22 protein-coding genes and 3 CRISPR repeat arrays are annotated in these 22535 nt (G+C 71.5%); of the genes, 7 read left to right on the top strand and 15 right to left on the bottom strand.

What is annotated here, in order from left to right:
• Positions 1-82: 82 nt before the first annotated feature.
• The 3 genes from ACMA1D_RS14445 to ACMA1D_RS14435 are packed head-to-tail and all read left to right on the top strand — an operon-like array spanning position 83 to position 3607.
• Complete coding sequence (locus ACMA1D_RS14445) at positions 83-784, top strand: succinate dehydrogenase cytochrome b subunit (protein WP_414724354.1); 702 nt, start codon at positions 83-85, stop codon at positions 782-784.
• Between the two features lies 1 nt (position 785).
• Positions 786-2852 carry a fumarate reductase/succinate dehydrogenase flavoprotein subunit gene (locus ACMA1D_RS14440; RefSeq protein WP_414724353.1) on the top strand — a complete coding sequence of 689 codons (2067 nt, stop codon included), beginning with the start codon at positions 786-788 and terminating at the stop codon, positions 2850-2852.
• Positions 2849-3607: a succinate dehydrogenase/fumarate reductase iron-sulfur subunit gene (locus ACMA1D_RS14435; protein ID WP_414724352.1), complete on the top strand. Its 759-nt coding sequence runs from the start codon at positions 2849-2851 to the stop codon at positions 3605-3607. The genes ACMA1D_RS14440 and ACMA1D_RS14435 overlap by 4 nt, the downstream gene beginning before the upstream one ends.
• Before the next feature lie 219 nt (positions 3608-3826).
• On the opposite strand, the gene ACMA1D_RS14430 is transcribed toward ACMA1D_RS14435, so the two are convergent.
• The 7 genes from ACMA1D_RS14430 to ACMA1D_RS14400 form a co-directional block, all read right to left on the bottom strand.
• The gene (locus tag ACMA1D_RS14430) at positions 3827-4156 is read right to left on the bottom strand and encodes a hypothetical protein (protein WP_414724351.1); all 330 of its coding nucleotides are present in this window, start codon (positions 4154-4156) and stop codon (positions 3827-3829) included.
• Between the two features lie 245 nt (positions 4157-4401).
• The gene (locus ACMA1D_RS14425) at positions 4402-6708 is read right to left on the bottom strand and encodes an FUSC family protein (protein ID WP_414724350.1); all 2307 of its coding nucleotides are present in this window, start codon (positions 6706-6708) and stop codon (positions 4402-4404) included.
• A gap of 193 nt (positions 6709-6901) precedes the next feature.
• Positions 6902-7378 (bottom strand): hypothetical protein, encoded by a 477-nt coding sequence (locus ACMA1D_RS14420; protein WP_414724349.1) that lies wholly within the window; start codon positions 7376-7378, stop codon positions 6902-6904.
• Positions 7379-7550: 172 nt separating this feature from the next.
• Complete coding sequence (locus ACMA1D_RS14415; protein ID WP_414724348.1) at positions 7551-7991, bottom strand: cupredoxin domain-containing protein; 441 nt, start codon at positions 7989-7991, stop codon at positions 7551-7553.
• A 380-nt stretch (positions 7992-8371) separates the two neighbouring features.
• The gene (locus tag ACMA1D_RS14410; RefSeq protein ID WP_414724347.1) at positions 8372-8842 is read right to left on the bottom strand and encodes a hypothetical protein; all 471 of its coding nucleotides are present in this window, start codon (positions 8840-8842) and stop codon (positions 8372-8374) included.
• Positions 8839-9192: a hypothetical protein gene (locus tag ACMA1D_RS14405; protein WP_414724346.1), complete on the bottom strand. Its 354-nt coding sequence runs from the start codon at positions 9190-9192 to the stop codon at positions 8839-8841. Before ACMA1D_RS14405 ends, ACMA1D_RS14410 begins: the two co-directional genes overlap by 4 nt.
• A gap of 89 nt (positions 9193-9281) precedes the next feature.
• Positions 9282-9497 carry a hypothetical protein gene (locus ACMA1D_RS14400; protein WP_349991680.1) on the bottom strand — a complete coding sequence of 72 codons (216 nt, stop codon included), beginning with the start codon at positions 9495-9497 and terminating at the stop codon, positions 9282-9284.
• Positions 9498-9768: 271 nt separating this feature from the next.
• On the opposite strand from ACMA1D_RS14400, the gene ACMA1D_RS14395 reads away from it, so the two are divergent.
• The 4 genes from ACMA1D_RS14395 to ACMA1D_RS14380 all read left to right on the top strand — a co-directional run bounded on the left by ACMA1D_RS14395 (position 9769) and on the right by ACMA1D_RS14380 (position 11399).
• Positions 9769-10572, top strand: a complete 804-nt coding sequence (locus ACMA1D_RS14395; protein ID WP_414724345.1) for a helix-turn-helix domain-containing protein — start codon at positions 9769-9771, stop codon at positions 10570-10572.
• Complete coding sequence (locus ACMA1D_RS14390; RefSeq protein WP_414724344.1) at positions 10569-10775, top strand: DUF397 domain-containing protein; 207 nt, start codon at positions 10569-10571, stop codon at positions 10773-10775. Before ACMA1D_RS14395 ends, ACMA1D_RS14390 begins: the two co-directional genes overlap by 4 nt.
• 125 nt (positions 10776-10900) lie before the next feature.
• A complete protein-coding gene (locus ACMA1D_RS14385) occupies positions 10901-11089 on the top strand; it encodes a DUF397 domain-containing protein (RefSeq protein ID WP_414724343.1) in 189 nt (62 codons plus the stop codon).
• A gap of 121 nt (positions 11090-11210) precedes the next feature.
• Entirely contained in the window at positions 11211-11399 is a 189-nt protein-coding gene (locus ACMA1D_RS14380) for a DUF397 domain-containing protein (protein ID WP_414724342.1), read from the top strand.
• An 84-nt stretch (positions 11400-11483) separates the two neighbouring features.
• Here the strand turns inward: ACMA1D_RS14380 and ACMA1D_RS14375 are convergent, their stop codons facing one another.
• The 8 genes from ACMA1D_RS14375 to ACMA1D_RS14340 form a co-directional block, all read right to left on the bottom strand.
• Positions 11484-12233, bottom strand: a complete 750-nt coding sequence (locus ACMA1D_RS14375) for a class I SAM-dependent methyltransferase (RefSeq protein ID WP_414724341.1) — start codon at positions 12231-12233, stop codon at positions 11484-11486.
• Positions 12234-12707: 474 nt separating this feature from the next.
• Positions 12708-12979: direct repeats of the CRISPR family, unit length 29 nt.
• A 185-nt stretch (positions 12980-13164) separates the two neighbouring features.
• Positions 13165-13560: direct repeats of the CRISPR family, unit length 29 nt; unit sequence GTGGTCCCCGCGCGAGCGGGGGTGTTCCG.
• A 212-nt stretch (positions 13561-13772) separates the two neighbouring features.
• A complete protein-coding gene (locus ACMA1D_RS14370; RefSeq protein ID WP_414724340.1) occupies positions 13773-14921 on the bottom strand; it encodes a methyltransferase domain-containing protein in 1149 nt (382 codons plus the stop codon).
• 1544 nt (positions 14922-16465) lie between these two features.
• Positions 16466-16888, bottom strand: a complete 423-nt coding sequence (locus ACMA1D_RS14365) for a hypothetical protein (RefSeq protein WP_414724339.1) — start codon at positions 16886-16888, stop codon at positions 16466-16468.
• 448 nt (positions 16889-17336) lie between these two features.
• Positions 17337-17848: direct repeats of the CRISPR family, unit length 24 nt; unit sequence CCCCGCGCGAGCGGGGGTGGTCCG.
• A gap of 356 nt (positions 17849-18204) precedes the next feature.
• Positions 18205-18411, bottom strand: a complete 207-nt coding sequence (locus tag ACMA1D_RS14360; RefSeq protein WP_414724338.1) for a hypothetical protein — start codon at positions 18409-18411, stop codon at positions 18205-18207.
• Positions 18408-18668 (bottom strand): hypothetical protein, encoded by a 261-nt coding sequence (locus ACMA1D_RS14355; protein ID WP_414724337.1) that lies wholly within the window; start codon positions 18666-18668, stop codon positions 18408-18410. The genes ACMA1D_RS14360 and ACMA1D_RS14355 overlap by 4 nt, the downstream gene beginning before the upstream one ends.
• A gap of 346 nt (positions 18669-19014) precedes the next feature.
• Positions 19015-19503 (bottom strand): ATP-binding protein, encoded by a 489-nt coding sequence (locus ACMA1D_RS14350; protein ID WP_414724336.1) that lies wholly within the window; start codon positions 19501-19503, stop codon positions 19015-19017.
• Between the two features lie 616 nt (positions 19504-20119).
• Positions 20120-20575, bottom strand: a complete 456-nt coding sequence (locus tag ACMA1D_RS14345) for an iron chaperone (RefSeq protein WP_414724335.1) — start codon at positions 20573-20575, stop codon at positions 20120-20122.
• Positions 20576-20845: 270 nt separating this feature from the next.
• On the bottom strand, positions 20846-22339 hold the full coding sequence (locus tag ACMA1D_RS14340; RefSeq protein ID WP_414724334.1) for a CoA-acylating methylmalonate-semialdehyde dehydrogenase: 1494 nt from the start codon (positions 22337-22339) through the stop codon (positions 20846-20848).
• Positions 22340-22535 lie beyond the last annotated feature (196 nt).

Raw genomic sequence — 22535 nt, 5'->3', positions numbered from 1 at the left:
TCGGATGATAGCCAGCAACTATGGGAACGAGCTCTTTCATGTCTTGGACTGATGGCACGGGGTGTCTTTAGCGTCGGGTGTCATGGCACTGGCAACCCGGGACCGCGCCCCGTCCCTCATCGGCTCTGTATGGCGGTCGACCGTCGGCAAGAAGACGATCATGGCCGTGTCGGGTGCGATCATGCTCGGCTATCTGATCGCCCACCTCGCCGGCAACCTCAAGGTCTTCTTCGGCGCCGACGAATTCAACAGCTACGGGCACTGGCTGCGCACCATCGGCGAGCCGATCCTGCACCACGGCTGGTTCCTGTGGCTGGTGCGGCCGGTGCTGCTGGCCGCGGTGGTCCTGCACGGCATCACCGCGTACCAACTCAGCCGCCGCGACCTGGCCGCCCGCCCGCAGAAGTACGTGCACCAGCGGCCCCAGCAGAGCTACGCGACGCGCACCATGCGGTGGGGCGGGGTGATCCTCACCCTCTTCATCATCTGGCACATCCTGGACCTCACCACGCTCACGGTGAACGAGCGGGCCGAGTCGGGCCACCCGTACGAGAACCTCGTGGCCTCCTTCAGCACCTGGTACGGCAACACGATCTACATCACCGCCATGGTCGCCGTCGGGCTGCACGTCCGGCACGGCCTGTGGAGCGCCGCACAGACCCTCGGGGTGGCCAGCGCCCGCCGCACCCGGGCCCTGAAGATCGCATCGAACGGCCTGGCACTGGTGATGACCTGCGGATTCATCTCCATCCCGGTGAGCGTGATGCTCGGATTGGTGGACTGACATGGCTGACACGACCCCCGACACCCGGCCGAGCGCGACGCCGGCCCCGGCCGGCACCCGGGCGAACCCCACCCCGACGGGCACCGCCACCCCGACAGACACAGCCACCCCCACCGCCCCCGGCGGCGACTACACCGCGTACGGGATCGGCCTGCCGCTGGTGGACGAGAAGGCGCCGGGCGGGCCGATCGAGGACCGCTGGAAGACCCGCCGCTTCGAGGCGAAGCTGGTCAACCCGGCCAACCGGCGCAAGCACACGGTCATCGTCGTCGGCACCGGTCTCGCCGGCGGCGCGGCCGGTGCGACGCTGGCCGAACAGGGCTACCACGTCGTCCAGTTCTGCTACCAGGACTCGCCGCGCCGCGCCCACTCCATCGCCGCGCAGGGCGGCATCAACGCCGCGAAGAACTACCGCAACGACGGCGACTCGGTGCGCCGGCTGTTCTACGACACCGTCAAGGGCGGCGACTTCCGGGCCCGCGAGTCCAACGTGCACCGGCTCGCCGAGGTGTCGGTGGAGATCATCGACCAGTGCGTGGCGCAGGGCGTGCCGTTCGCCCGCGAGTACGGCGGGCTGCTCGACACCCGTTCCTTCGGCGGCGTGCAGGTCTCCCGCACCTTCTACGCCCGCGGCCAGACGGGCCAGCAGTTGCTGCTCGGCGCGTACCAGGCGCTGTCCAAGGAGATCGCTGCCGGTCACGTCGAGATGCACCCGCGGACCGAGATGCTGGACCTGATCGTGATCGACGGCCGGGCCCGCGGCATCGTCGCCCGCGACCTGCTGACCGGCAAGGTCTCCACGTACCTCGCGGACGCGGTGGTGCTGGCCTCCGGCGGGTACGGCAACGTCTTCTACCTGTCGACCAACGCCAAGAACTCCAACGCCACCGCGATCTGGCGGGCGCACCGGCGCGGCGCGTACTTCGCCAACCCGTGCTTCACGCAGATCCACCCGACCTGCATCCCGCGCTCGGGCGACCACCAGTCCAAGCTGACGCTGATGAGCGAGTCGCTGCGCAACGACGGCCGGATCTGGGTGCCCAAGGCGAAGGGTGACACCCGCCCGCCGGCGCAGATCCCGGAGGACGAGCGGGACTACTACCTGGAGCGGATCTACCCGGCGTTCGGCAACCTGGTGCCGCGCGACATCGCCTCGCGGGCCGCGAAGAACGTGTGCGACGAGGGCCGCGGCGTCGGCCCCGGCGGCCAGGGCGTCTACCTGGACTTCGCCGACGCCATCGCCCGGCTGGGCCGGGGGGCGGTGGAGGAGAAGTACGGCAACCTCTTCGAGATGTACGAGCGGATCACCGCGGAGAACCCGTACGAGGTGCCGATGCGCATCTACCCGGCCATCCACTACACGATGGGCGGCCTGTGGGTGGACTACGACCTCCAGACCACGGTGCCTGGCCTGTTCGCGGTCGGCGAGGCCAACTTCTCCGACCACGGCGCCAACCGGCTCGGCGCATCCGCCCTGATGCAGGGCCTGGCCGACGGCTACTTCGTGCTGCCGGCCACCATCAACGACTACCTGGCCCGGCACCCGCACGAGCCGGTGGACCGGGACCACCCGGCCGTGCACGAGGCGGTCACCGCCGTCACCGACCGGCTGTACGCGCTGCTGTCCAACAACGGCGACCGCACCCCGGACTCCTTCCACCGGGAGCTGGGCGAACTGCTGTGGGACGAGTGCGGCATGGCCCGCACCGAGACCGGGCTGCGCAAGGCGCTGGAGCGCATCCCCTCGCTGCGCGAGGAGTTCTGGCGCCGGATCAAGGTGCCGGGCAGCGGCGAGGAGCTGAACCAGGCGCTGGAGAAGGCCAACCGGATCTCCGACTACCTGGAGCTGGCCGAGCTGATGTGCCTGGACGCGCTGCACCGCAACGAGTCCTGCGGCGGCCACTTCCGCGAGGAGAGCCAGACCGAGGGCGGCGAGGCCAAGCGGCTCGACGAGTCGTTCTCGTACGCGGCGGCGTGGGAGTTCACCGGCACCGGCCAGGCTCCGGTGCTGCACCGCGAGGCCCTGGAATTCGAGTACGTCCACCCCACCCAGCGGAGTTACGCATGAGGCTCACCCTGCGCATCTGGCGCCAGACAGGCCCCGCCGAGCCGGGGGCCATGACCAGCTACGAGGTGGACGGGATCAGCGAGGACATGTCGTTCCTCGAAATGCTCGACCACCTGAACGAGGAACTGATCCTCGGCGGTGACGAGCCGGTCGCCTTCGACCACGACTGCCGCGAGGGCATCTGCGGCGCCTGCGGCATGGTCATCAACGGCCAGGCGCACGGCCCGGAGCGCACCACCACCTGCCAGCTCCACATGCGGCACTTCTCCGACGGCGACACGATCGACATCGAGCCGTGGCGGGCGTCGGCCTTCCCGGTCGTCAAGGACCTGGTGGTGGACCGCTCGGCGTTCGACCGGATCATCGGCTCGGGCGGCTTCATCTCGGCCCCCACCGGCAGCGCGCCCGACGCGCACGCGACGCCGGTCCCCAAGGCCGCCGCCGACCTGGCCTTCGAGAACGCGGAGTGCATCGGCTGCGGGGCGTGCGTGGCGGCCTGCCCGAACGGTTCGGCGATGCTCTTCACCTCGGCGAAGGTGGTGCACCTGAACGTGCTGCCGCAGGGCGCCCCGGAGCGCGAGAGCCGGGTGCTCGACATGGTCGGCACGATGGACGCGGAGGGCTTCGGCGGCTGCACCAACACCGGCGAGTGCGCCACGGCCTGCCCGAAGGGCATCCCGCTGCCGACGATCGCCGCGATGAACCGGGAGTACCTGCGCGCCACGCTCAAGGGCGGCCAGCGCCGCACCGGCTGACCCCCGGGCCGGCCCGTACGACCGAACCACCCCCGCCGCCACCGTCGCGGCACCCGGAAAACGTGGGCGGCCCCTGCGGGCGAGGCACGGGCCCCCACGCGGCCCGGGGTCAATGGGTACTGACCCCGGGCCGTTTCCGTGGGGTGGGACCAGGGGGCTCCTCGCCCGCGCTGCCCCGCCCTGCCCACCGCGGACGCCCCGGGCCCTTCGGAACAGGACTCAGGACGTACGGGTCTCAGCCGCGATGATCTTGGCGTTGAGGTCGCACCACACCGTCGACGTGCCGCCGGAGGAGGCCCAGTTGCCGTAGTGCCAATACCGGTAGTGGCTGGAGTCCAGCTTCTCGCATCTGATGGCCAGGAAGAACGAGCCGCCGGTGCAACTGATGCGGGCCCCCTTGTGGCCACCGCTGCCGTCGATGTACTCCGCGCGGCTCGGGCAGATGAGCCCCAGGCTGTCGGCCGAGGCCGGCGCCGCGAGGCCGAGCAGCCCCGCGCCGGCCACGGCGAGGGTCACGGTGGCGGCTGCGAGCCGGGAACGAATGGGCATGTGGATTCCCCCTGTTGGTGCGTCTGTTGGTGCGTCGGGTGTACGGCGAGAGGAAGCTAGCCGCCCTGGTGGAGGTTGGACAGTGCCCCGGCCGGGAGTGGCCGAGTTGTGGGCGGCACCCCGCGGGAATCGGCCTGATGCGGCCGGCCCACCGCGCCCCGCCCGCCCCGTACGTACCCACCGCACCGCCCGCCCCGTACCCGCCGCACCGCGCACCTCGTACCCACCACGCCGCGCACCCGCACTCACTCCCGCCGCCGCGCCCGATTCTTCCCGCCGGGCCCCCGGGAGAGCGCGCCGGCCAGTTCGTCCAGCGCGTCCACCAACAACTCCGCGCAGCGCACCGGGAGCGCGTCGCCGCCCTCGGACGTCCGCCAGGCGTTCAGGGCCGTGTGCACCTCGCGCCAGTCCAGCGGTTCGCGGTCGCGGACGGCGGCGGTCGCCTGTGGGAGTGCGGTGCGCAGGGCCGTTGCGAAGTCGCCGGCGGCCGGCGAGGGGCGCGCGTCGCGGTCCGGCGGGTGGGCTTCCAGGAGCATCGTGACCCGGCCCATCGTGGCCAGCGCCGTCTGGGCCGCGCCCGCCGAGCGGCGCGAGATGCCGCGGTGGCGTACGGGTTCGGCCTGGGCGCGGGCCTCGCTCTGCGCCCAGGCGAGCCGGGCCGCGCGGGCGTCCAGCAGGGCGTCGCGTACGTGCCGGGGCCGGCGTTCGATGGGGTGGGCGTGGCCGCCGAAGACGGCGACCGCGTACCGGCCGTTGGCCAGCAGCCAGTCGGCCAGCCGGTCCCGCAGCTTCGGCGTCTCCCAGGCCGGGAAGAGCGCGTACGCGGCCATCGCCAGCACTCCGCCGAGCAGGGTCAGCGCCACCCGGTCCTGCACCGTCTGCGACCAGCCCTCGCCCGCGATGCCGAGCAGGAAGACGACGTACGCGCTGATGCACGCGGAGGCGACGGTGAAGCCGGTGCGCATCAGCAGGTACATCAGCCCCACGCACCCGACGGCGAGCCCGGCGCTGGCCCACTCCCCGGGGTGGACCAGGGCCACCACCGCCCCGCCGAGCGCCACCCCGACCAGCGTGCCGGCGAACCGGGCGACGCCGCGCGAGTACGTCTGCTCGAAGTCGGGCCGCATCACCATCACCGAAGCCATCGGCGCCCAGTAGCCGTGCCCGAACGGCAACGCCGTGCCGAGCAGGTAGCCGGCGCAGGCGACGACCGCGAGCCGTACGGCGTGCCGCAGCACGGGCGATGACCAGCGCGCCTCCCGGTGCAGGGCGCGCAACGCGACGGGCACCAGGCGCGGCATGGTGGGGCGCAGCAGGGCGTTGCGGGTGACGGTCTGTTCGGCGGGCGGGGTGAGCTCGCCAGCGGCGGGGGTGGCACCGCTGGGGGCGGCCCCAGCGGGGGTGGCCGGGCTGGGCGTGGCTGCGCCGGGAGTAGCCGGGCTGGGAGCGGCCCCGCCAGGAGTAGCCGGGCCGGGGGCAGCCCCACCGGGAGTAGCCGGACCGTCAGCCCCGCCGGGCCCCGCCGGCGACACCCCCCGCCCCTCTCCCCCCGGCCCCACCCGCTCCAACGGCTCCTCCGCCGACTCCACCACCTCCGCGAGCAGCGCCATCAGCCGCAGCGCGGAGCGGCGCGCGGCGCCGTGCAGGACGGGCCCGGTCGCCGGCACCTCAAGGACCTCCATCGCCTCGGCCGGCAGCCGTACCGGCTTGCCCCAGCGGATCGCGTGCGCCACCGCGTCCAGCACGGTGGCCGCCGCGGCCAGCAGGGCGCGTACGCGGTCCCGTTCGGGCCCGGTGGCCGGGGCGCCGACCACCGGATCGGCGAGCGAGGCGAGCACCGGCCGCAGCCGCTCGGCCAGCGACCGGTAGCCGCGCAGCCCGCTGGGTCGGCGGCGGGCCTGCCGGGGGGTGAGCGAGGCGGCGTGCCGGGCGTTCATCAGGGGCTGCGGGTCGAAGGGCGCCACCGGGTCCTCGCGCAGCCGGCGCGCGTAGTCGGCCTCGGCGGCGAACGCGTCGGCCAGCGCGTCACGCTGGGCGCCCCACGGCCGGATCGGCACCAGCACGATGAGCACCGCCTGCACCAGCCCGCCGAAGGCGATCAGCACGGCGTGTTCGAGGGCGCCGAGCAACGAGGTGGGCAGCGTGACCGTGATCAGCATGACGGCCACCATCTGGGTGGCGACCAGCCCGGAGACCGGCCCGACCGCCCACGCCATGCCCGCCAGCAGCGACCAGAGCGCGAGCAGCAGGACGAAGGGCAGCGGATGGGCGGCAGCCGCGTACCCGAGGAACGTACTGACGGCGAGCCCGGCCGCGGCGGCGAGCGCCAGTACCGGCCGGGGCCGCCAACTGCGCTGGAAGGTCGCCACGCCGGAGGCGAACGCGCCGAACGCGGAGGCGACCGCGAGCGGCGGCGAGCCGAGCCAGAGGATCAGCCCGATGACGATGGCGACCCCGCCCGCGCCGCGCAGCGCCACCAGCGGTTCCAGCCGGGTGCGCTCGATGGTCAGGCCGGTGCGGGCGGTCTCCTTGAGTGCGCGCAACCAGGTCATACGGCGAGAATACGGCGCCGATCATGGCAAATGCGGGCAGGGTGGCGGGGCGGGGCCGCGGCGACCGCGCCCCGGCCCCCACCTCGAACTCGCCGCGCCGACCGCGCCGCCCCGGCTGCGCCCCGACCGCGCCCCGGCCCGCACCTCGAAGCCATCACCCCGACCGCGCGGCCCCGACCGCGCGGCGCACCGCTCAGGCGTCCGGCGCCTGGCAACTGATGTCGGTCAGCTTCATCGGCTTGCTGGCATCAAGACCCACGTACGCGGTGAAGACCTGGGTGTCCTGGCCCTCGCCCCAGTGCGTGGTGACCGGCGCCCAGCCCACACCCGCCGAAGCCGCGGTGGTGACGGGCCCGATCTCAATGTCCTCGGGCGTGTTCTGGGCACAGAGCAGCAGGTCGTAGTCCGGGGTCTGGGCGGCCTTCTCCTTCAGCTCCTCGGTGACCAGGTGTTCGCGCTCCCAGGCGCTGGGCCCGTGGTGACCGTAGAAGGACTTCAGGAAGTGGCGGACCTGCTTCGCGTCGTACTGCTTGCCGCCCGGATCGACGCTGGACGGCCGGTCGACGGCGGCCGACGCCGGGCCGGCGAAGCCGAGGCCGAGCCCGGCGGTGGCGAGCAGGCCGGCGGCGAGCAGGGCGGTGCGCCGCGGGCGGCGTGAAGTGCGCATCATGGTGATCCCCTCCAAGGAGAGTTTTGTACCGATTAGCGCGCCTATGTGGCGTTACTAGAAGAGACACGGGGGACGCGCGAAAGGTTGCACCCCGGGTGGATCGATCACCCGGCCAAGCACGGGCGGGCCCGGCCGGCAGTCGCCGTACCGGGCCCGCGGAACACGGCCGCCGCTACCGGACGGCGACGGTTCCGGTGATCGACGGGTTGAGCCGGTCGTGGTAGCGGAAGACGCCGTGCACCGGGAAGGCGCGCCGGAAGCTCTGCCCCGGGGTGAGCACCCCGCTGTCCCAGCCGAGCCCGTCGGACGAGGTGACGGTGTGGTCGAAGCGGTCGTTGTTGGTCCAGCGGACGGTGTCACCGCGTCTGATGGTGACGTTCTGCGGTACGAAGCGGCCGTCCTCGATGATCACGATCACCTCGGCGGCGGGCCGCACCGAGGCGGATGCGGCGGCCGACGGCTGCTGGAGCAGCAGCCCGAGCGAGAGCGCCGCCAGCAGGGCGGCGATCAGCCGGAAGAGCGGGGTGGCGGGGAGGGTGGTGACGGCGAGGGTGGCGGGGTCGGCGGAGGCGGCAGGGCCAGCGGGGTCAGCGGATACGGTGCGGCGTTTCATGAGCGGCCTTTCGTCGGCTTCGCGGCGCTGGTGCACGGCCCCGACCTGCGCACCCGTGCAGGTCGTGCGGGGACGTCGGCGCCACTTCGGCTAACGCCCCGCCCGGCCCGACCAGTACGGCCCCTCACCCGGACGGGCCGCCCGCGCCGCGCACTCCCCCACCCGCCCGCCCGACGACCCGGGGCGCGTGGGCGCACGGTACGGGGTTGCGGGCGGGGCGTACGGGGCCCGGCGGGGGCCAGGGGTACGGAGCCCGCCGGGGGCCAGGGGTACGGGGGCCGCCATACGAGGGGCCCGGCGTACGGGGCCCGACGCGCGGAGGCCCGGCGTACGGAGGCCCGGCGTACGGAGCCCAGCGCCCGCGGCCCGCCCACCTCCCACTAACCGATGACGAACGGCGGCAGCTTGGCGACCGCAGCCGCCAACGCGACGCTGAGGGTGCGCTCGTCCGCGAGGTCGTCGACGCAGGCCCACCGCCGCCGGTGCCGGTAGACGTGCGCGCAGGGGCTCGCCCCGCCGTCGGCCACGTCCGCGTCCGCGCCCGTCACCCACCCCCCGTCCACGACGATGACCAGCCGCTCCGCCTCGTCCGGCGTGTCCGAAAGCTGGTCGACGGCGAGTACGCGATGGCTGTTGGGCAGGGTCAGCCCGATGGCGTGGGCGATGCGCCCGGCGGCCTCCATCACCCGCTCGCCGATCCGCAGCCCGGTACTGGGCGCCCGCCACGCGCCCGACCCCTCGTGCACCTGGAGCACCTGCGGCCACCCGTCCACCACCTCGCCCGGCGCGTCGGCGTCCACCGGCTGCCACACCAGCAACGTCACGCACACCTCGTGCGCATCCTCACTCACGAGACACCGCCGGCCAGGCTCGTACGGACGGCTGCCGGGGTGAGCCCGCAGTCGGCGGGCGCCTTCCCGTTGGTGGTCATGACGCCGGCGCCGTCACCCCCGTCACACCAGAAGAAACTCCCGGGCCCGGCGAAGGCGTCGAGCGCGAGCTGTACGCGGCGCGGGTTGGGCCGCAGTACGGTGGCGCCGCGATCGTCGCGGTCGAACAGGGCTTCCTCGTAAGCAAGTTGGAACTCGATGTCGGTGGCGTCCGCCCACTCGCACGCCGGCTCGTCACGCCAGGCGCGGGTGAGGAAGAACCGCAGGACGATGCCGCAGACGGCCCGTACGGCGTGCTCCCCGGTCAACACGCGGGCCCGCGTCCCCAGCCGCGCGGCAACGGCAAGCACCCGGGGCTCACCGCCACCCACCGGCGCCGCCCCGACCCCGAACTCCCCCATCACGACCGCCCCTCCCGCCCCGACACCGACGCCGCCCCCTCCTGCCGGTGCCGCGGGCAACGGCAGGGCGCCCAGGCGGTGGAGCAGAGCTGCGCCTCGAACTCGCTCCGGGTGAGGGATTCGGGGTCGATGCGGATGGTGGTGGGGGCGGCGAGGGGGATCGGTGGCTCACCGGGACGTTGGCGGTAGACCTTGAGGGTCATGGTGTGTTGCATGCAACGACTCGTTCCGGACGCGGACGACGAACACCCGGGCGGCGCTCCGCGTCGGGCATCGACCTCAATCACCGGTTGTGATCAGGCACTTACAGAGTTCTCCCGTCGGGGCTACGATCGCAACGAATGACCCGTTCCGGCCACAGCCGACCCACGGCCGTGACGGAGAAAGTTCTGACACACACCGAAGGGGGTCCCCATGGCACGTCGGGGACGCGGAGTTGATAGGGATGCGGGCGCGTCCCCATCACCGCCTGGAAACGAACTCGCCGTGACGGCCGCACAGTTGTTTGGACGCTTCATAAAGCAGAGCCGCGAACGCGCGGGGCGGACACAAGTCGAGCTCGGCAAAATCGCCCACCTGGATCGCTCCATGGTCGCGAAGATCGAGGCCGGCGAACGCGTACCCGACAAGCGGCAGGTCGTAGCGTGGGAAGAACTCCTGGAAGTCGGCGATGAGCTGTCGGATCTGTGGCGTGAGGTGGACTGGTATCCGGCCACTCATCGCCCCGACTGGTTCGCACGTCGTGCTCAGATGGATCGAGATGCGACCGCCCTGCGCATCTACCAAAGCCAAAACATCCCCGGGCTGATGCAGACGGAAGAGTACGTTCACGCCCTGTACACACCCGTGCTGCGTAGTCGCGAGGACCTCAAACGCACCGTTGAGGCTCGACTCCGCCGACAAGATCGGTTCCTGGCAGCAGGCCCTGAGAGCCCCCTGCTCTCAGCCGTCTTGGACGAAAACACCCTGCGGACGGTTCTAGGCGGACCGCAGGTGATGGCAGAGCAGTGTGCACACCTGCTGGCTTTGACTGAACTACCCAACTTCGTGATCCAGATCGTCCCAATGGACAACCCACTCGTTGTGCGTCCCAGCGCTCCGTTAACGATCATTTCGATGCCCAGCGGGCGAGATTGGATCTATTCGGAATCCATCGATTGCGGCCACTTCGTCAACGATCCCGCACGCGTACAGCAGTTGACCCGCACTTACACTCGACTCGCGGCGGACGCACTCTCCACAACTGAGTCCGCTCAGTTCATCCGGAACGTGATGGAGGAATATCAGTGACCACCGATCTCACTGCGGCGCAGTGGTTCAAGAGCAGCTACAGCGGCAACAACGGCGGCGACTGCATCGAGGTCGGCGTCGGTGTCCCGAACACCGTCCCCGTCCGCGACAGCAAGGACCCGAACGGCCCGGCCCTCACCTTTGAGCCGGCCGCCTGGACCTCCTTCGTCACGGGCGTGAAGGCTGGCGACTTCGACGCCTGACACCCATTTCGTACGACCGAGCCCCCGACCACGCGGCAAGTGGTCGGGGGCTCATCGGCGACCTAGCGCAACCGCCGGGGGGTGCACCAGAGTTGAGTAACCCAACCCTGAAAGGTTGCGATCCCATGGTCGAACAGTGGATCAAGAGCAGCTACAGCGGCACCCAGGGCGACTGCATCGAGATCGACGCCGGCGCGCCGGCCAGCGTCCCCGTCCGCGACAGCAAGAACCCGAGCGGCCCGGCGCTCACCTTCGCACCGGCCGCGTGGGCCACATTCATCGCGGCCGTCAAGGCGGACGACTTCCAAGCCTGACCACACGCCGCACGACAGGCGCCGACCAATCACCGACATACCTCGGGGACCTCGACGCCCTAGCTCAACTGAACGCCCACGTCGCAGAGTTGAGAAACATCCTTCAAGGAGGTTGCGGCCCATGACCGAACGGTGGATCAAGAGCAGCTACAGCGGAAGCACGGGCGACTGCATCGAGATCGACGCCGCCGCGCCGGCCAGCGTCCCCGTCCGCGACAGCAAGGACCCCCACGGCCCAGCCCTCACCTTCCAACCCGCCACCTGGGCCGCGTTCCTCACGGCCGTCAAAGCGGGCGACTTCCAGGGCTGACACCCACCTCGTACGACAGAGCCCCCGACCACGCGGCAAGTGGTCGGGGACTTCGCCTAGTCCGTCAGGCGGCGACGCCGGGGGTTACTTGACCGCCTCAATGACCAACGTCGGCGGGTGGTCGATGTATCGCTGCCAGTACTCCTCCCCGTACTGGGCGATCCCCTCCTCCGAGATCTGCCACGCCGGCCAGCGCACCTGCGTGAAACCGGCCTCGCGCAACGCGGACTCGTACGTGCTGGCCAGCCACAGGTAGAACTCGATGTCGACCGGGCGCCCACCCATCGTCGTGTGCGCGCGCACCTTCGAACCCTCGGCGCGAGGTCGAGGCACGGTGGCCGTGATGCCGAACGGGCCGTAGTAGTCGGGTTCATCGGCCATGTCGTAGTTGGCGCAGTTGGTCACCAGGCGCCCGCCCGGCCGCAGCGCCCGGCTCGCGGTGCGACACATGGCCACCAACTCGTCCCTGCTGGCGCTGTAATGCAGCACGTTGACGCCGGTGACGAGGTCGAAGGCGGCCGGCTCGATGTCCTCGTGGACCTGGGACACGTCGCCGACGTGGTAGACGATGCCGAGAAGTTCGTCCGCTTCGCGCTCGCGGGCCGTCTCCACCATGGCCGCGGAGATCTCCAGACCCACCACCCGGCCGGCCCCCGCCCGCTTGATCCGCCGGGTCCAGATCCCCGTACCCGCACCGAGATCCAACACGTCGAGCCCGCTCACGTCCCCCATCACCGCACGGAAGGTGGGTTCCTCCGCGTGCCGCGCATAGGTGAGAACGTTCAAGGTGTCGTCATACACTTCGGCCGTCTCGTCGTACTGCGTACTTCCCACTCCACACCGTCCCGCACTCTCGGCAGTCACTCGCTTACCTTGCGTATGGGTGCCCGTGGACCGCGCGGCCTACGCGAGGCGCAGGGCGCACCACTCACGCGCGTGGGCGTAACCGCGGGCGGGCGCGAACGGGCAAGGGCGCGGGCGCGGACGGACGCGTACGGCGTGGGCGCGAGCGCCGCGGGAGCGGGGTGCTCCGATCGGGCCGTCGACATGTCAGGCAGATGCGGGCCTGTACCCGATCCCCGATCCCCCGATCCTTCGGCGATGCCCTCTGGGAGTATGAGCGGGTGGCGAGCCTCGCTTTGGGTCGAGCATGTGCAAAGCCGCTCTGACGTCGCAGCTCAGGAAGGGTGGGCCCCGCGCGAGCGGGGTGGTCCGGTCGGCCAGGTCGGGTGTACGGATGTCTGCGCCGTGGGCCCCGCGCGAGCGGGGTGGTCCGCTGGCCGACCAGATCAAGGACGAGACGGACGAGTGGGCCCCGCGCGAGCGGGGGTGGTCCGCGGTGGCGAATGCGCTGGCGGGCCGGCATGTGGTGAGCCCCGCGCGAGCGGGGGTGGTCCGCGGGCGCTGATCCCATGGTCACGCAGGACAGCGTGAGCCCCGCGCCAGCGGGGGTGGTCCGGATCTCGCCGACAACGCAGAGCCCGCCATCGTGTGAGCCCCGCGCGAGCGGAGGTGGTCCACCACGGCCAGGGCGCGGCGGAAGGCCATCTCGTGAGCCCCGCGCGAGCGGGGGTGGCCCACGGATGCGCGACAGCCGCGCAACGAAGGGCGAGTGGTCCCCGCGCGAGATGCCATCAGACTGGCGCCGGCCCGTACCCACCGATCACCCCGCGACACCACCACACCCCTGAGATCATGGGCAGATGACGAACCCCACCCATGGTCAAGGAAGTGCAAAGCCGGTCTAACGTTGCAGCTCAGGAAGGGTGGTCCCCGCGCGAGCGGGGGTGTTCCGCCCAGTACGCGCACACCAGCGACTACCTGCACGTGGTCCCCGCGCGAGCGGGGGTGTTCCGGCGCGGGAGAGGGCTGCGAGGAGGGCGACGGGGTGGTCCCCGCGCGAGCGGGGGTGTTCCGAACTGCGGCACCGCGTCCAGGTTTGGTGTTGTGTGGTCCCCGCGCGAGCGGGGGTGTTCCAGGCCCAGACGCTCGCGGATCACGGGGGCGGGGGTGGTCCCCGCGCGAGCGGGGGTGTTCCGTAGATGACCACATCACCGGCCTGCCGGCGCTCGTGGTCCCCGCGCGAGCGGGGGTGTTCCGCTGGGCGCGCTGCACATCGTGGAGGCGGGGACGTGAGCCCCGCGCGAGCGGGGGTGGTCCGATCCGGCGGTGCTTCCTGGCGGAGCCCGGGGGGTGGTCCCCCGGGGCGAGCGGGGGGTGTTCCGTACATCAGGGCTGCGAGCAGCGCGCTTACCGCGTGGTCCCCGCGCGAGCGGGGGTGTTCCGTCGCGGTCGGCGGGGCCGCGGCTCACGGTTCCGTGGGCCCCGCGCGAGCGGGGGTGTTCCACCAAGCGAGGCGCCCGGCACCAGCCGTCACACCCACCACGAGTCGGACCGATCGTCCAACCAAGCCCGCTGGCCCGCCGGCGTGACCGTCAGGCCGAAGCGGTCGATGCCAGGGCTGCCCGCTCCGGCCCACCACGCATACGCGGCCTCCACCTCGTCCCACAGGCGGCGGGAGCCGCACTGGTGGACGGTCGCGGCGGGCGATTCGGCTCCGGCCTCGGTTCCGCGGAACGTCACCGCAGCCCAGGAGGGGCCGTTCAGGTCGAAGAACCACGCCCGCGTCGTCGCCGCGTCCACGCGATTGACCACGTGCGCGCAGGCGGGGACGCGCAGGCCGATGGCGAAGCGTACGGCGTCGTAGCGGTCGCCCAGGTCAGCCGGCGTGAGGTGGGTTGCGGTCACCTCGGCGGCGCCGGGGAAGCGGGGGACGTGGTCGCGGAAACGGTTCCAGTCCAGGCGTTGGTCACGCAGCTTCATGAACTCGACCATGCGCAGGAACGGGCCCGATGCGGTGCCGTCGGCGGCGACGGTCAGCCGGACCAGCGCATCCTGGTCGCTGTAGTGGGTGCCCCAGGGGACGAGCACGACGCCGCCGGGACGCACCTGCTCCCGCCAGGCGGGCGGCACGGCGCGTACACCCGCGGTAGCGATCAACCGGTCGTACGGTGCGGCCGGCGGCCAACCCGCCGCACCATCCCCGCAGATGACCTCGGGCACGAGACCGGCGCACCGCAACGCGTCGCGCGCTCGATCGGCCACCGCCGCGTCGATCTCGACGCTCACCACCCCGCTGCCGCCGCCCAGCCGGTGCGCGAGGAGGCCCGCGTTCCAGCCGGTGCCGGTACCAACTTCGAGCACCCGCATGCCATCGCGAACGTCCAGGTCACGCAACATGCCGGCGACGACGGACGGCATGCTGGCGGAACTGCTCGGCGTGTTCCCCGGCTCCGGGCCCGCGTGCTGGCCGTCGTCCCACTGGGTGACGATCGGTACGTTGGCGTCGGCGGCCCGCTGCCAGGCCGCGGGGTCCTCGCGGCGGTCGACGGGAGTGTTGCGGCCGGTCGCCATGTCGTGCACCCAGACCAACTCGGGCAGAAAGGCCGCCCGCGGCACGGCCGCGAACGCCGCCGCCCAGTCGGCGGCGAGAACGCCCGAATCGAGCAGCGATCGTGTCAACTCAGCGCGAGTGCGGCCCTGTTCAGCGCCTGCCCTCACTTGCGGTGCGTCCCGCCGCCGGGCGGCATCTCCCCGTCCGGAGGCGGCGGAGGCGGCGGCGTCCACGGCTGCCCGGGGTGACCGTCCCCTTCCTCACCCTCGCCCCCACCCTGCCCATGCCCGGCGGCCCTGCTGACGTGTGTGCCCATCGCCCCCACTCCTCGTACGCGCCTCGACTGACGCTCCCGGCGACGCGTACCGCACGTACGTCGCTGGCGCCCGCCACCCAGCATGTCGACCGACGGGGCCACTGGCATGGCGCTGGAGTGGACTTGTTGAAGCACCCGAAGCACTGAGCGCCCACACCGCACGACAGGCGCGCCCCTCTTGTGGGGGCGGGATGTAGGGGGCGACTTGGTGCGTGGTTGTGTGTGGGTCAGGTGGGTTGGCACTGTGGGTTGGGTTGGTGTTGTGGGGTGGGCCCGCGCGGGCGGGGTTGATCCGATGAGACCCCCAACACCCAGGATCACCTGGACACGTGCCCCGCGGGGCGGGGGTGGACCCCGGCTACCCGGGCCTTGCTCAGATCCGGCGCTTCGGCCCCAGCCTCTGGGAGTATGAGCGGATGGCGAACCGCACGCGTGGTCAAGGAAGCGCAAAGCCGGTCTAACGTCGCAGCTCGGGAAGGGTGAGCCCCGCGCGAGCGGGGGTGTTCCGACGACACGAACCCCGACACGCAAACCGACCCGGTGAGCCCCGCGCGAGCGGGGGTGTTCCGCCGGAGGTCGTCTCGTAGAGGATGCCGTCGTCGTGAGCCCCGCGCGAGCGGGGGTGTTCCGAACCTGCGCCGCCTCGACACCGCGAAGCACCGGTGAGCCCCGCGTGAGGGGGGGGTGTTCCGCTGCGAACTCCACATGGCCGGGGCCAGACCCAGTGAGCCCCGCGCGAGCGGGGGTGTTCCGGTGCTGCTGAGGTCTTTACTGCCCGGGAGGCCGTGAACCCCGCGCGAGCGGGGGTGGTCCGCGTTCATCGTGCCGGTGATGGCCCTGCACTACGTGAACCCCGCGCGAGCGGGGGTGACCCATGAGTGTGGGTCCGCAACGTAAACGCCGGGTCGTGGTCCCCGCGCGAGCGGGGGTGCTCCGCTGACGCCCGACGCATCGGCGATCTGCCGGTAGTAAGCCCCGCGCGAGCGGGGGTGTTCCGCAGACCAAGGCGCAGCAGGCCGCCCTTGCCCGGTGGTCCCCGCGCGAGCGGGTGTGTTCCGGAAGGGCGTGAGGGTTCGGACGGCGAGATCCCGTGGTCCCTGCGCGAGCGGGGGTGTTCCGTAGGTGGAGTGGTAGTAGCCCATCAGGCGGGGGTGTTCCGACGGCCGCGTCGTAGAGGTAGCCGTCAAGGTGGCGAGCCCCGCGCGAGCGGGGGTAGTCCGGACCCGTGGCCTGCCGCTCAGGTGGAAGCAATGTGGTCCCCGCACGTGCGGGGCAGCCAGACCAACGCCGGCGGCAGCCATCCCCCTGCGGCACGGGCGTCAACGACCCTGCCTACTCGGGTCCGTTCACCCAGCCTCACTCCGCCTCACCCAGAACCCGGTCAAGCGCCACCTTCGCCTCACGCGCCGGGAGGCCCGTGGCCTCGCGCCACGTCTTGATCGCCTGCATGCGGTCACCCGCCCGGGCTTGGGCCACTGCCAGGCGTACGTACGCGGGGTGACCCGGCAAAGAGGCGGGGAGGGGCCGACCGCGGGGGTCGCCTTCGCGGCCACTGGGGTCGTGGGCGTCCAGGGCCGTGTGGAGAGAATGCAAGGGTGCGGACGCCGTGGGGGCGGCAGTGCGGGTTGCCGCGAGCTGCCAGCGGAACTCCGGAGGCTGCGGGTCCTCGCCCTCCAACCCGATACCCAACAAACCTGGATCATCGAGGAGTTGGCAGAGGTTGTAGATGACCTCGTGCTGCATCTCGCGCACCACGTCCGTCAGGTCATCGGGGTCCACACCACAAGCCAACACCCGGTGCAGGGCAGTGGCCTCCGCATCGTCAGTAGGCCGCGCAGACAGTGACGAGCCACCCGCCGCAGACGACCCACCCAACGCCTCCGCAAGCCAGGGCGCAGGACCACCACCCGAGGCTCCGTCCTCAACGACCACCAGGCCCCACAACGCGTCAAGAAACGCCTCACGGGCACGAAGCGGCCAGTCGTCGCCCGGGGCTGCGCTTGCGCTTGCACTATCGACCATGGACCCAGCCTGTCAGAGGCGGCGGGCGCCCCGGGCATACGCCCCTGCCAGGGCCCGCGAGATGCCATCAGACTGGCGCCAGCCCGTATCCACCAAATCGCTCCGCGCCACCACCACACCCCTGAGACTATGGACAGATGATGAGCCCTACCCATGGTCAAGTAAGCGCAAAGCCGGTCTAACGTCGCAGCTCAGGAAGGGTGAGCCCCGCGCGAGCGGGGGTGGTCCGAGTGACGCTTACAGCCAGGGAGTTCAGTACCCGTGAGCCCCGCGCGAGCGGGAGTGGTCCGATCACACGGCTGGGGTCGTCGACGTCTAGGAGGTGGCCCCCGCGCGAGCGGGGGTGGTCCGGTGCGTCGGCTGATCACCACGCTGTACGCCGAGTGAGCCCCGCGCGAGCGGGGGTGGTCCGCCGATGGTGGCCGTGATCCTGTGCGTGGGGTTGTGGTCCCCGCGCGAGCGGGGGTGGTCCGGCGTCGTCAAGCTGATACCAGTCGGCGTCGCGGTGGTCCCCGCGCGAGCGGGGGTGGTCCTACGTGCGCGAGCAGCTCGTCCTCGGTGATGGTGTGGTCCCCGCGCGAGCGGCGGTGTTCCGGCGTGGTGGGCTCCCTACGTACCCGAGCGCTCGTGGTCCCCGCGTGAGCGGGGGTGTTCCGACCCATACGGGTGCCGCCCCCACAGACCTACGGTGGTCCCCGCGCTAGCGGGGGTGTTCCGAATTTGTTCCTCCGGGCAAGGTCCCGGTTCCAGTGCTCCCCGCGCAAGCAGGGCCCCCCGACCCTCGGTGCGATCGCAACGCAACTGCGGCATTGCCCCCACACACAAACAGAGCACCCCAGCCCCCGCCCCACCCCAAAAAAGAAAGCACCCCCGGCGGAAAACCCACCCCACCGGGGGCACTCCTGTGCTGATGCCCACTGCGGCGAACCGCACCGCAACAGCCCTACCAGCGGGGCAATCCGGATGAGCGGGGCTGGCCAACCCGGTTGTGGCTGGGTGGGGTGGTCAGGGGGCCGCTTCAACCGGTTGGGCTGCCGCCCGCCCCTACCGGGCGGCCCCGCCGTACCGTGCGGCTACTGCGCGAGGTGGGCCGCCACCGTCCGCAGGATTTCCTGCGGGCTGTGGGAGGCGTGTACCTCGGGGACCTCCACCTCGTGCAGCGTCTGGCCTTCGCTGGGGACGATGACCGCGTACTCCGCTGACTTACGCGCCTGCGACGCGTGGCCCTGCTGGACGGCCACGACCTCGCCGCTCTGCGAGGTGATAACCGTGAGCTTCATGAGAAGCCACCTCCTTGGAGGTTGTGGGTGCCGGGCTCGCCGCCGACGTTGCGGATCACCACGCCGTACTCGGTGAAACCGTTGCCGTTCTTGCGCTTGCTGTGGTTGAACGCGATGTGCGCCGGGCCGTTCCCGGACGGCTTGACGTCCGGCCAGGCCGTCTGCGCACCGCGGTCGCCGCCGTTGAAGCTGAACGTCCAGCCGGTCTGAGCTCCGGCCGCCAGCGTCACGACGCCACCGACATTGTTGAATGCCACGACTTCTTCCTTTCTCTTTTCCGAAGTCGAAGGCCGCCCGCCCTGAATTCCTTCCGCGGACCCCGCTGGATATCCTTCTCACCCATCTAGCGAGGGGTGCGGAATTCGGGCGACCCATGGGCATCGTGGCAGCGAAATAGGGCGCCTGCTATCACTCAAAAGAAGGATATTCTCGGCATTATCGTGTCGTTCCGCCCATGTAATGGTGAATCACCACACGAGGGTGCGTACGTCGCGGAGGGCGCAGGGCCGCGCCGGCTGCCCACCTTTCACCCCGGCCACCCTTCACCCGGGCCACCACTTTCCCCCGGCCAACCGCACCCCCACACCCCCGCCCGCGCAGCACTCAAGCAATCAACTCGCACCACACGACCTTGCCGCTTCCACGCGCCTGCCGGCCGCGCCCCGCGAGCCGGTAGCAGCTCCAGTCGTCGGCGCACTCGCTGATCAGCCGCATCCCTCTGCCGCTCTCCTGGGACAGGTCACCGGTGTCCGGGCCCGGCGGCTGCGGGAGTTCGGTACTCGTATCGCGCACGCTGATCCGTAGCACCCCGGCCCGCCAGTCCACGCGGAGCGAAGCCGAACCGCGCGCATAGCGGTACGCGTTGCTGGCCAGCTCGGAAACCAGCAGCTCAGCGCGGTCCAGCAGGGCGAGGGGGCCATGCGCGCGCAGCACGGTCCGTACCAGGGCGCGGGCCACCCCGGGGGCGAGCGGGCTGTGCGGCAGGTACAGGGTGTACCGCCAGGCGCCCACCTGGGCGGGCGCGGTCCGCACGGCGTGGGCGGCAGCCGGGGTGACGGGGACGGTGGGGGCGACTGAGGCATCGGCGATCATGGGCTTTCCCCTCTGTGAAGGACGATCCACCGCTGCCCGTGTCCTTGCCGCCGGGCGCCGCCACGCCCTCGCGACCGCAAGCAGCGGTGCATCTCCGGACGCAGAAAGTCCCGCATTCGGTTCATGAGCGATAGTTCGCACATCAGGGCCAGAGGTGGATGTTCCGGCCGCACTCCCCCTACCAGCGCCGGCGAGCGTCCCTCCCGCGCGGCGCGCCCCCACCCCACCGCGAAACGACCATCAGCCCACCGACCGCCCCGCGGTGGCCCGTCACTCTCACGGCAGGGGGACTGGGGCGGAATTCCTCGGCGACCCTATCGAGTATCGAATGCCGCGTATCGAATTTCGCGTATCGATTACCGAGAAACCGCTTCTCCCCTTCTCTGCGTCTCCGCGTCTCCACGAAGACAGTCGGAGGAATGCCGCTACGGGAATTCCACGCAAGGCACCCCATGCGCCCGCGGAACCCGCGCCCCGGCCCGTACCGGGAAATTACCCGCGTAAAAGCCACCCCCAGAACAGCTCACCCAGAAAGCTCACCCAGAAAAGCAAAGGCAGGAAACGCGAACCCCCCGCGGCAGCGAACCCAGCGGACCCCGCGAACCCCGCCGACCCCTCAGCCCACCGCCCGGCGGATCAGTTCCGCGATGCGGTCCGCCACCTCGTCCGTCACCTCGGTCAGCGCGAAGGCGGTCGGCCACATGGTGTCCTCGTCCAGTTGGGCGGGGTCGTTGAAGCCCAGCGTGGCGTACCGGGACTTGAACTTGCCGGCGCTCTGGAAGAAGCAGAGCACCTTGCCGTCCAGCGCGTACGCAGGCATGCCGTACCAGAGCTTGGGAGCCAGGGTGGGGGCCTGGGTGGTGATGATGGTGTGCACCCGTTCGGCGATGGTGCGGTCCGTGCCGGTCATCTCGGCGATCTTGTCGACCACGTCCTGGGCCGCCTCCGCCTCCTTGTCGGCGCGGGATCTGCGGCGGGACGCCTTCTTCAGCTCCTGGGCGTGTTCCTTCATCGCCGCGCGCTCCTCGGGCGAGAAACCCTCGTGCGCGCTGTCGTCGGCCTTGCTGCCCATGGCGTGTCCCCTCGTCAGTCGGCGCGGTGCCGATCTTGCGTGGGGACACTAACCCGGGGCACTGACAACCGAACCCCGGACGGTCCGTCCGCGGGACGGCCGTCCGGGGGTACGGAGGGCGCGGTGGCAGCCCCGACCAGCCCGGCCAACCCCGTCAGTCCGGCCGGCCCAGGCCCAACCCACCAACCCCGGCCAACCCCGATCAGCCCGGCCGGCCCAGGCCCAACCCACCCAGCCCGGCCGGCCCAGGCCAACCCCACCCCCGTCAGCTCACCCGTGGCTGGGGAAGCCCAGGTCCACGCCGCCGTCCTCGGGGTCGGGCCAGCGCGTGGTGACCACCTTGCCGCGGGTGTAGAAGTGCACGCCGTCGTTGCCGTAGATGTGGTGGTCGCCGAAGATCGAGTCCTTCCAGCCGCCGAAGGAGTGGTAGCCGACCGGGACCGGGATCGGCACGTTCACGCCGACCATGCCGGCCTGGACCTCCAACTGGAAGCGGCGGGCGGCGCCGCCGTCCCGGGTGAAGATGGCGGTGCCGTTGCCGTACGGGGAGGCGTTGATCAGCGCCACACCCTCCTCGTAACTCTCCACCCGCAACACGCTCAGCACCGGGCCGAAGATCTCGTCGCGGTACGCGTCCGAGGTGACCGAGACCCTATCGAGCAGCGACAGGCCGAGCCAGTGGCCGCCCTCAAGGCCCGCGACCGTGAAGCCCGTACCGTCGAGGACCACGTCGGCGCCCTGCGCGGGCGCCGCGCGCACGTACTCGGCGACCCGGTCCCGGTGCGCCTTGGTGATCAGCGGGCCCATCTCGGCCGTCGGCGAGGTGCCCGGGCCGATCTCGATCTTGGCGGCGCGGGCCACGATCTTCTCGATCAGCGGATCGGCAGTGGCGCCGACCGCGACGATCGCGGAGATGGCCATGCAGCGCTCGCCGGCCGAGCCGTACGCGGCCGAGACCGCGGCGTCGGCCGCCGCGTCCAGGTCGGCGTCGGGCAGCACGAGCATGTGGTTCTTGGCGCCGCCGAGCGCCTGCACCCGCTTGCCGCTGGCGGTGCCGGCCGCGTGCACGTGGCGGGCGACCGGGGTGGAGCCGACGAAGCTGACCGCGGCGATGTCGGGGTGCTCCAGGATGCGGTCGACGGCCACCCGGTCGCCGTTGACGACGTTCAGCACGCCGTCCGGCAGGCCGGCCTGGGCGGCGAGTTCGGCCAGCTTGTACGCGGCTGACGGAACCTTCTCGCTCGGCTTGAGGACGAAGGTGTTGCCGCAGGCGATGGCCAGCGGGAACATCCACAACGGCACCATGGCGGGGAAGTTGAACGGCACGATGCCGGCCACCACGCCCAGCGGCTGCCGGATCGCGGCCACGTCCACCCGGGTGGAGACCTGGGTGGACAGCTCACCCTTGAGCAACTGCGGGATGCCGCAGGCGAGTTCGACGATCTCCAGGCCGCGGGCGACCTCGCCGAGCGCGTCCGCGTGCACCTTGCCGTGCTCGGCGGTGATCAGCCGGGCGATCTCCTCGCGGTGGGTGTCCAGGAGTTCGCGGTAGCGGAAGAGGAACGCGGTGCGGCGGGCCAGCGACGAGGTGCCCCAGTCGGTGGCGGCGGCGCGGGCCGCGGCCACCGCCGCGTCCACCTCGGCGACGGAGGCGAACGCGACCCAGGCGGTCTGCTCACCGGTCGCCGGGTCGGTCACCGGCCCGTACGCGCCGGACGTGCCGTCGACGGGCCTGCCGCCGATCCAGTGGTCGATGGTCTGCATACCAGCGGGACCTTTCTCCTGAGACGACATCGTGGGATGACGGTAGGGACGACGCTTCGGGGCGACACCTTGGGACGGCAGACGGGGCGCGGGCGGGGCGCCGCGGTCGGGGGCGGGCGACGCCCCGTACGCCTCACCCGCACGCACTGTTCGTACGCCTCACCCGCACGCACCGCTCGTACGCCTCACCCCTACG

The sequence above is a fragment of the Streptomyces sp. 796.1 genome (assembly GCF_047525675.1).
Taxonomy (GTDB): Bacteria; Actinomycetota; Actinomycetes; order Streptomycetales; family Streptomycetaceae; genus Streptomyces.
Note: the sequence above shows the minus strand (reverse complement) of the source record. Positions and strands in the feature narration are given on the sequence as shown.

Coding starts and splice junctions, on each gene's coding strand:
- ACMA1D_RS14420 (WP_414724349.1), bottom strand. CDS start 7,378: ATGATGCGCACTTCACGCCGCCCGCGGCGCACCGCCCTGCTCGCCGCC.
- ACMA1D_RS14415 (WP_414724348.1), bottom strand. CDS start 7,991: ATGAAACGCCGCACCGTATCCGCTGACCCCGCTGGCCCTGCCGCCTCC.
- ACMA1D_RS14385 (WP_414724343.1), top strand. CDS start 10,901: ATGGTCGAACAGTGGATCAAGAGCAGCTACAGCGGCACCCAGGGCGAC.
- ACMA1D_RS14360 (WP_414724338.1), bottom strand. CDS start 18,411: ATGAAGCTCACGGTTATCACCTCGCAGAGCGGCGAGGTCGTGGCCGTC.
- ACMA1D_RS14380 (WP_414724342.1), top strand. CDS start 11,211: ATGACCGAACGGTGGATCAAGAGCAGCTACAGCGGAAGCACGGGCGAC.
- ACMA1D_RS14430 (WP_414724351.1), bottom strand. CDS start 4,156: ATGCCCATTCGTTCCCGGCTCGCAGCCGCCACCGTGACCCTCGCCGTG.
- ACMA1D_RS14340 (WP_414724334.1), bottom strand. CDS start 22,339: ATGCAGACCATCGACCACTGGATCGGCGGCAGGCCCGTCGACGGCACG.
- ACMA1D_RS14440 (WP_414724353.1), top strand. CDS start 786: ATGGCTGACACGACCCCCGACACCCGGCCGAGCGCGACGCCGGCCCCG.
- ACMA1D_RS14345 (WP_414724335.1), bottom strand. CDS start 20,575: ATGGGCAGCAAGGCCGACGACAGCGCGCACGAGGGTTTCTCGCCCGAG.
- ACMA1D_RS14350 (WP_414724336.1), bottom strand. CDS start 19,503: ATGATCGCCGATGCCTCAGTCGCCCCCACCGTCCCCGTCACCCCGGCT.
- ACMA1D_RS14425 (WP_414724350.1), bottom strand. CDS start 6,708: ATGACCTGGTTGCGCGCACTCAAGGAGACCGCCCGCACCGGCCTGACC.
- ACMA1D_RS14435 (WP_414724352.1), top strand. CDS start 2,849: ATGAGGCTCACCCTGCGCATCTGGCGCCAGACAGGCCCCGCCGAGCCG.
- ACMA1D_RS14445 (WP_414724354.1), top strand. CDS start 83: ATGGCACTGGCAACCCGGGACCGCGCCCCGTCCCTCATCGGCTCTGTA.
- ACMA1D_RS14400 (WP_349991680.1), bottom strand. CDS start 9,497: ATGCAACACACCATGACCCTCAAGGTCTACCGCCAACGTCCCGGTGAG.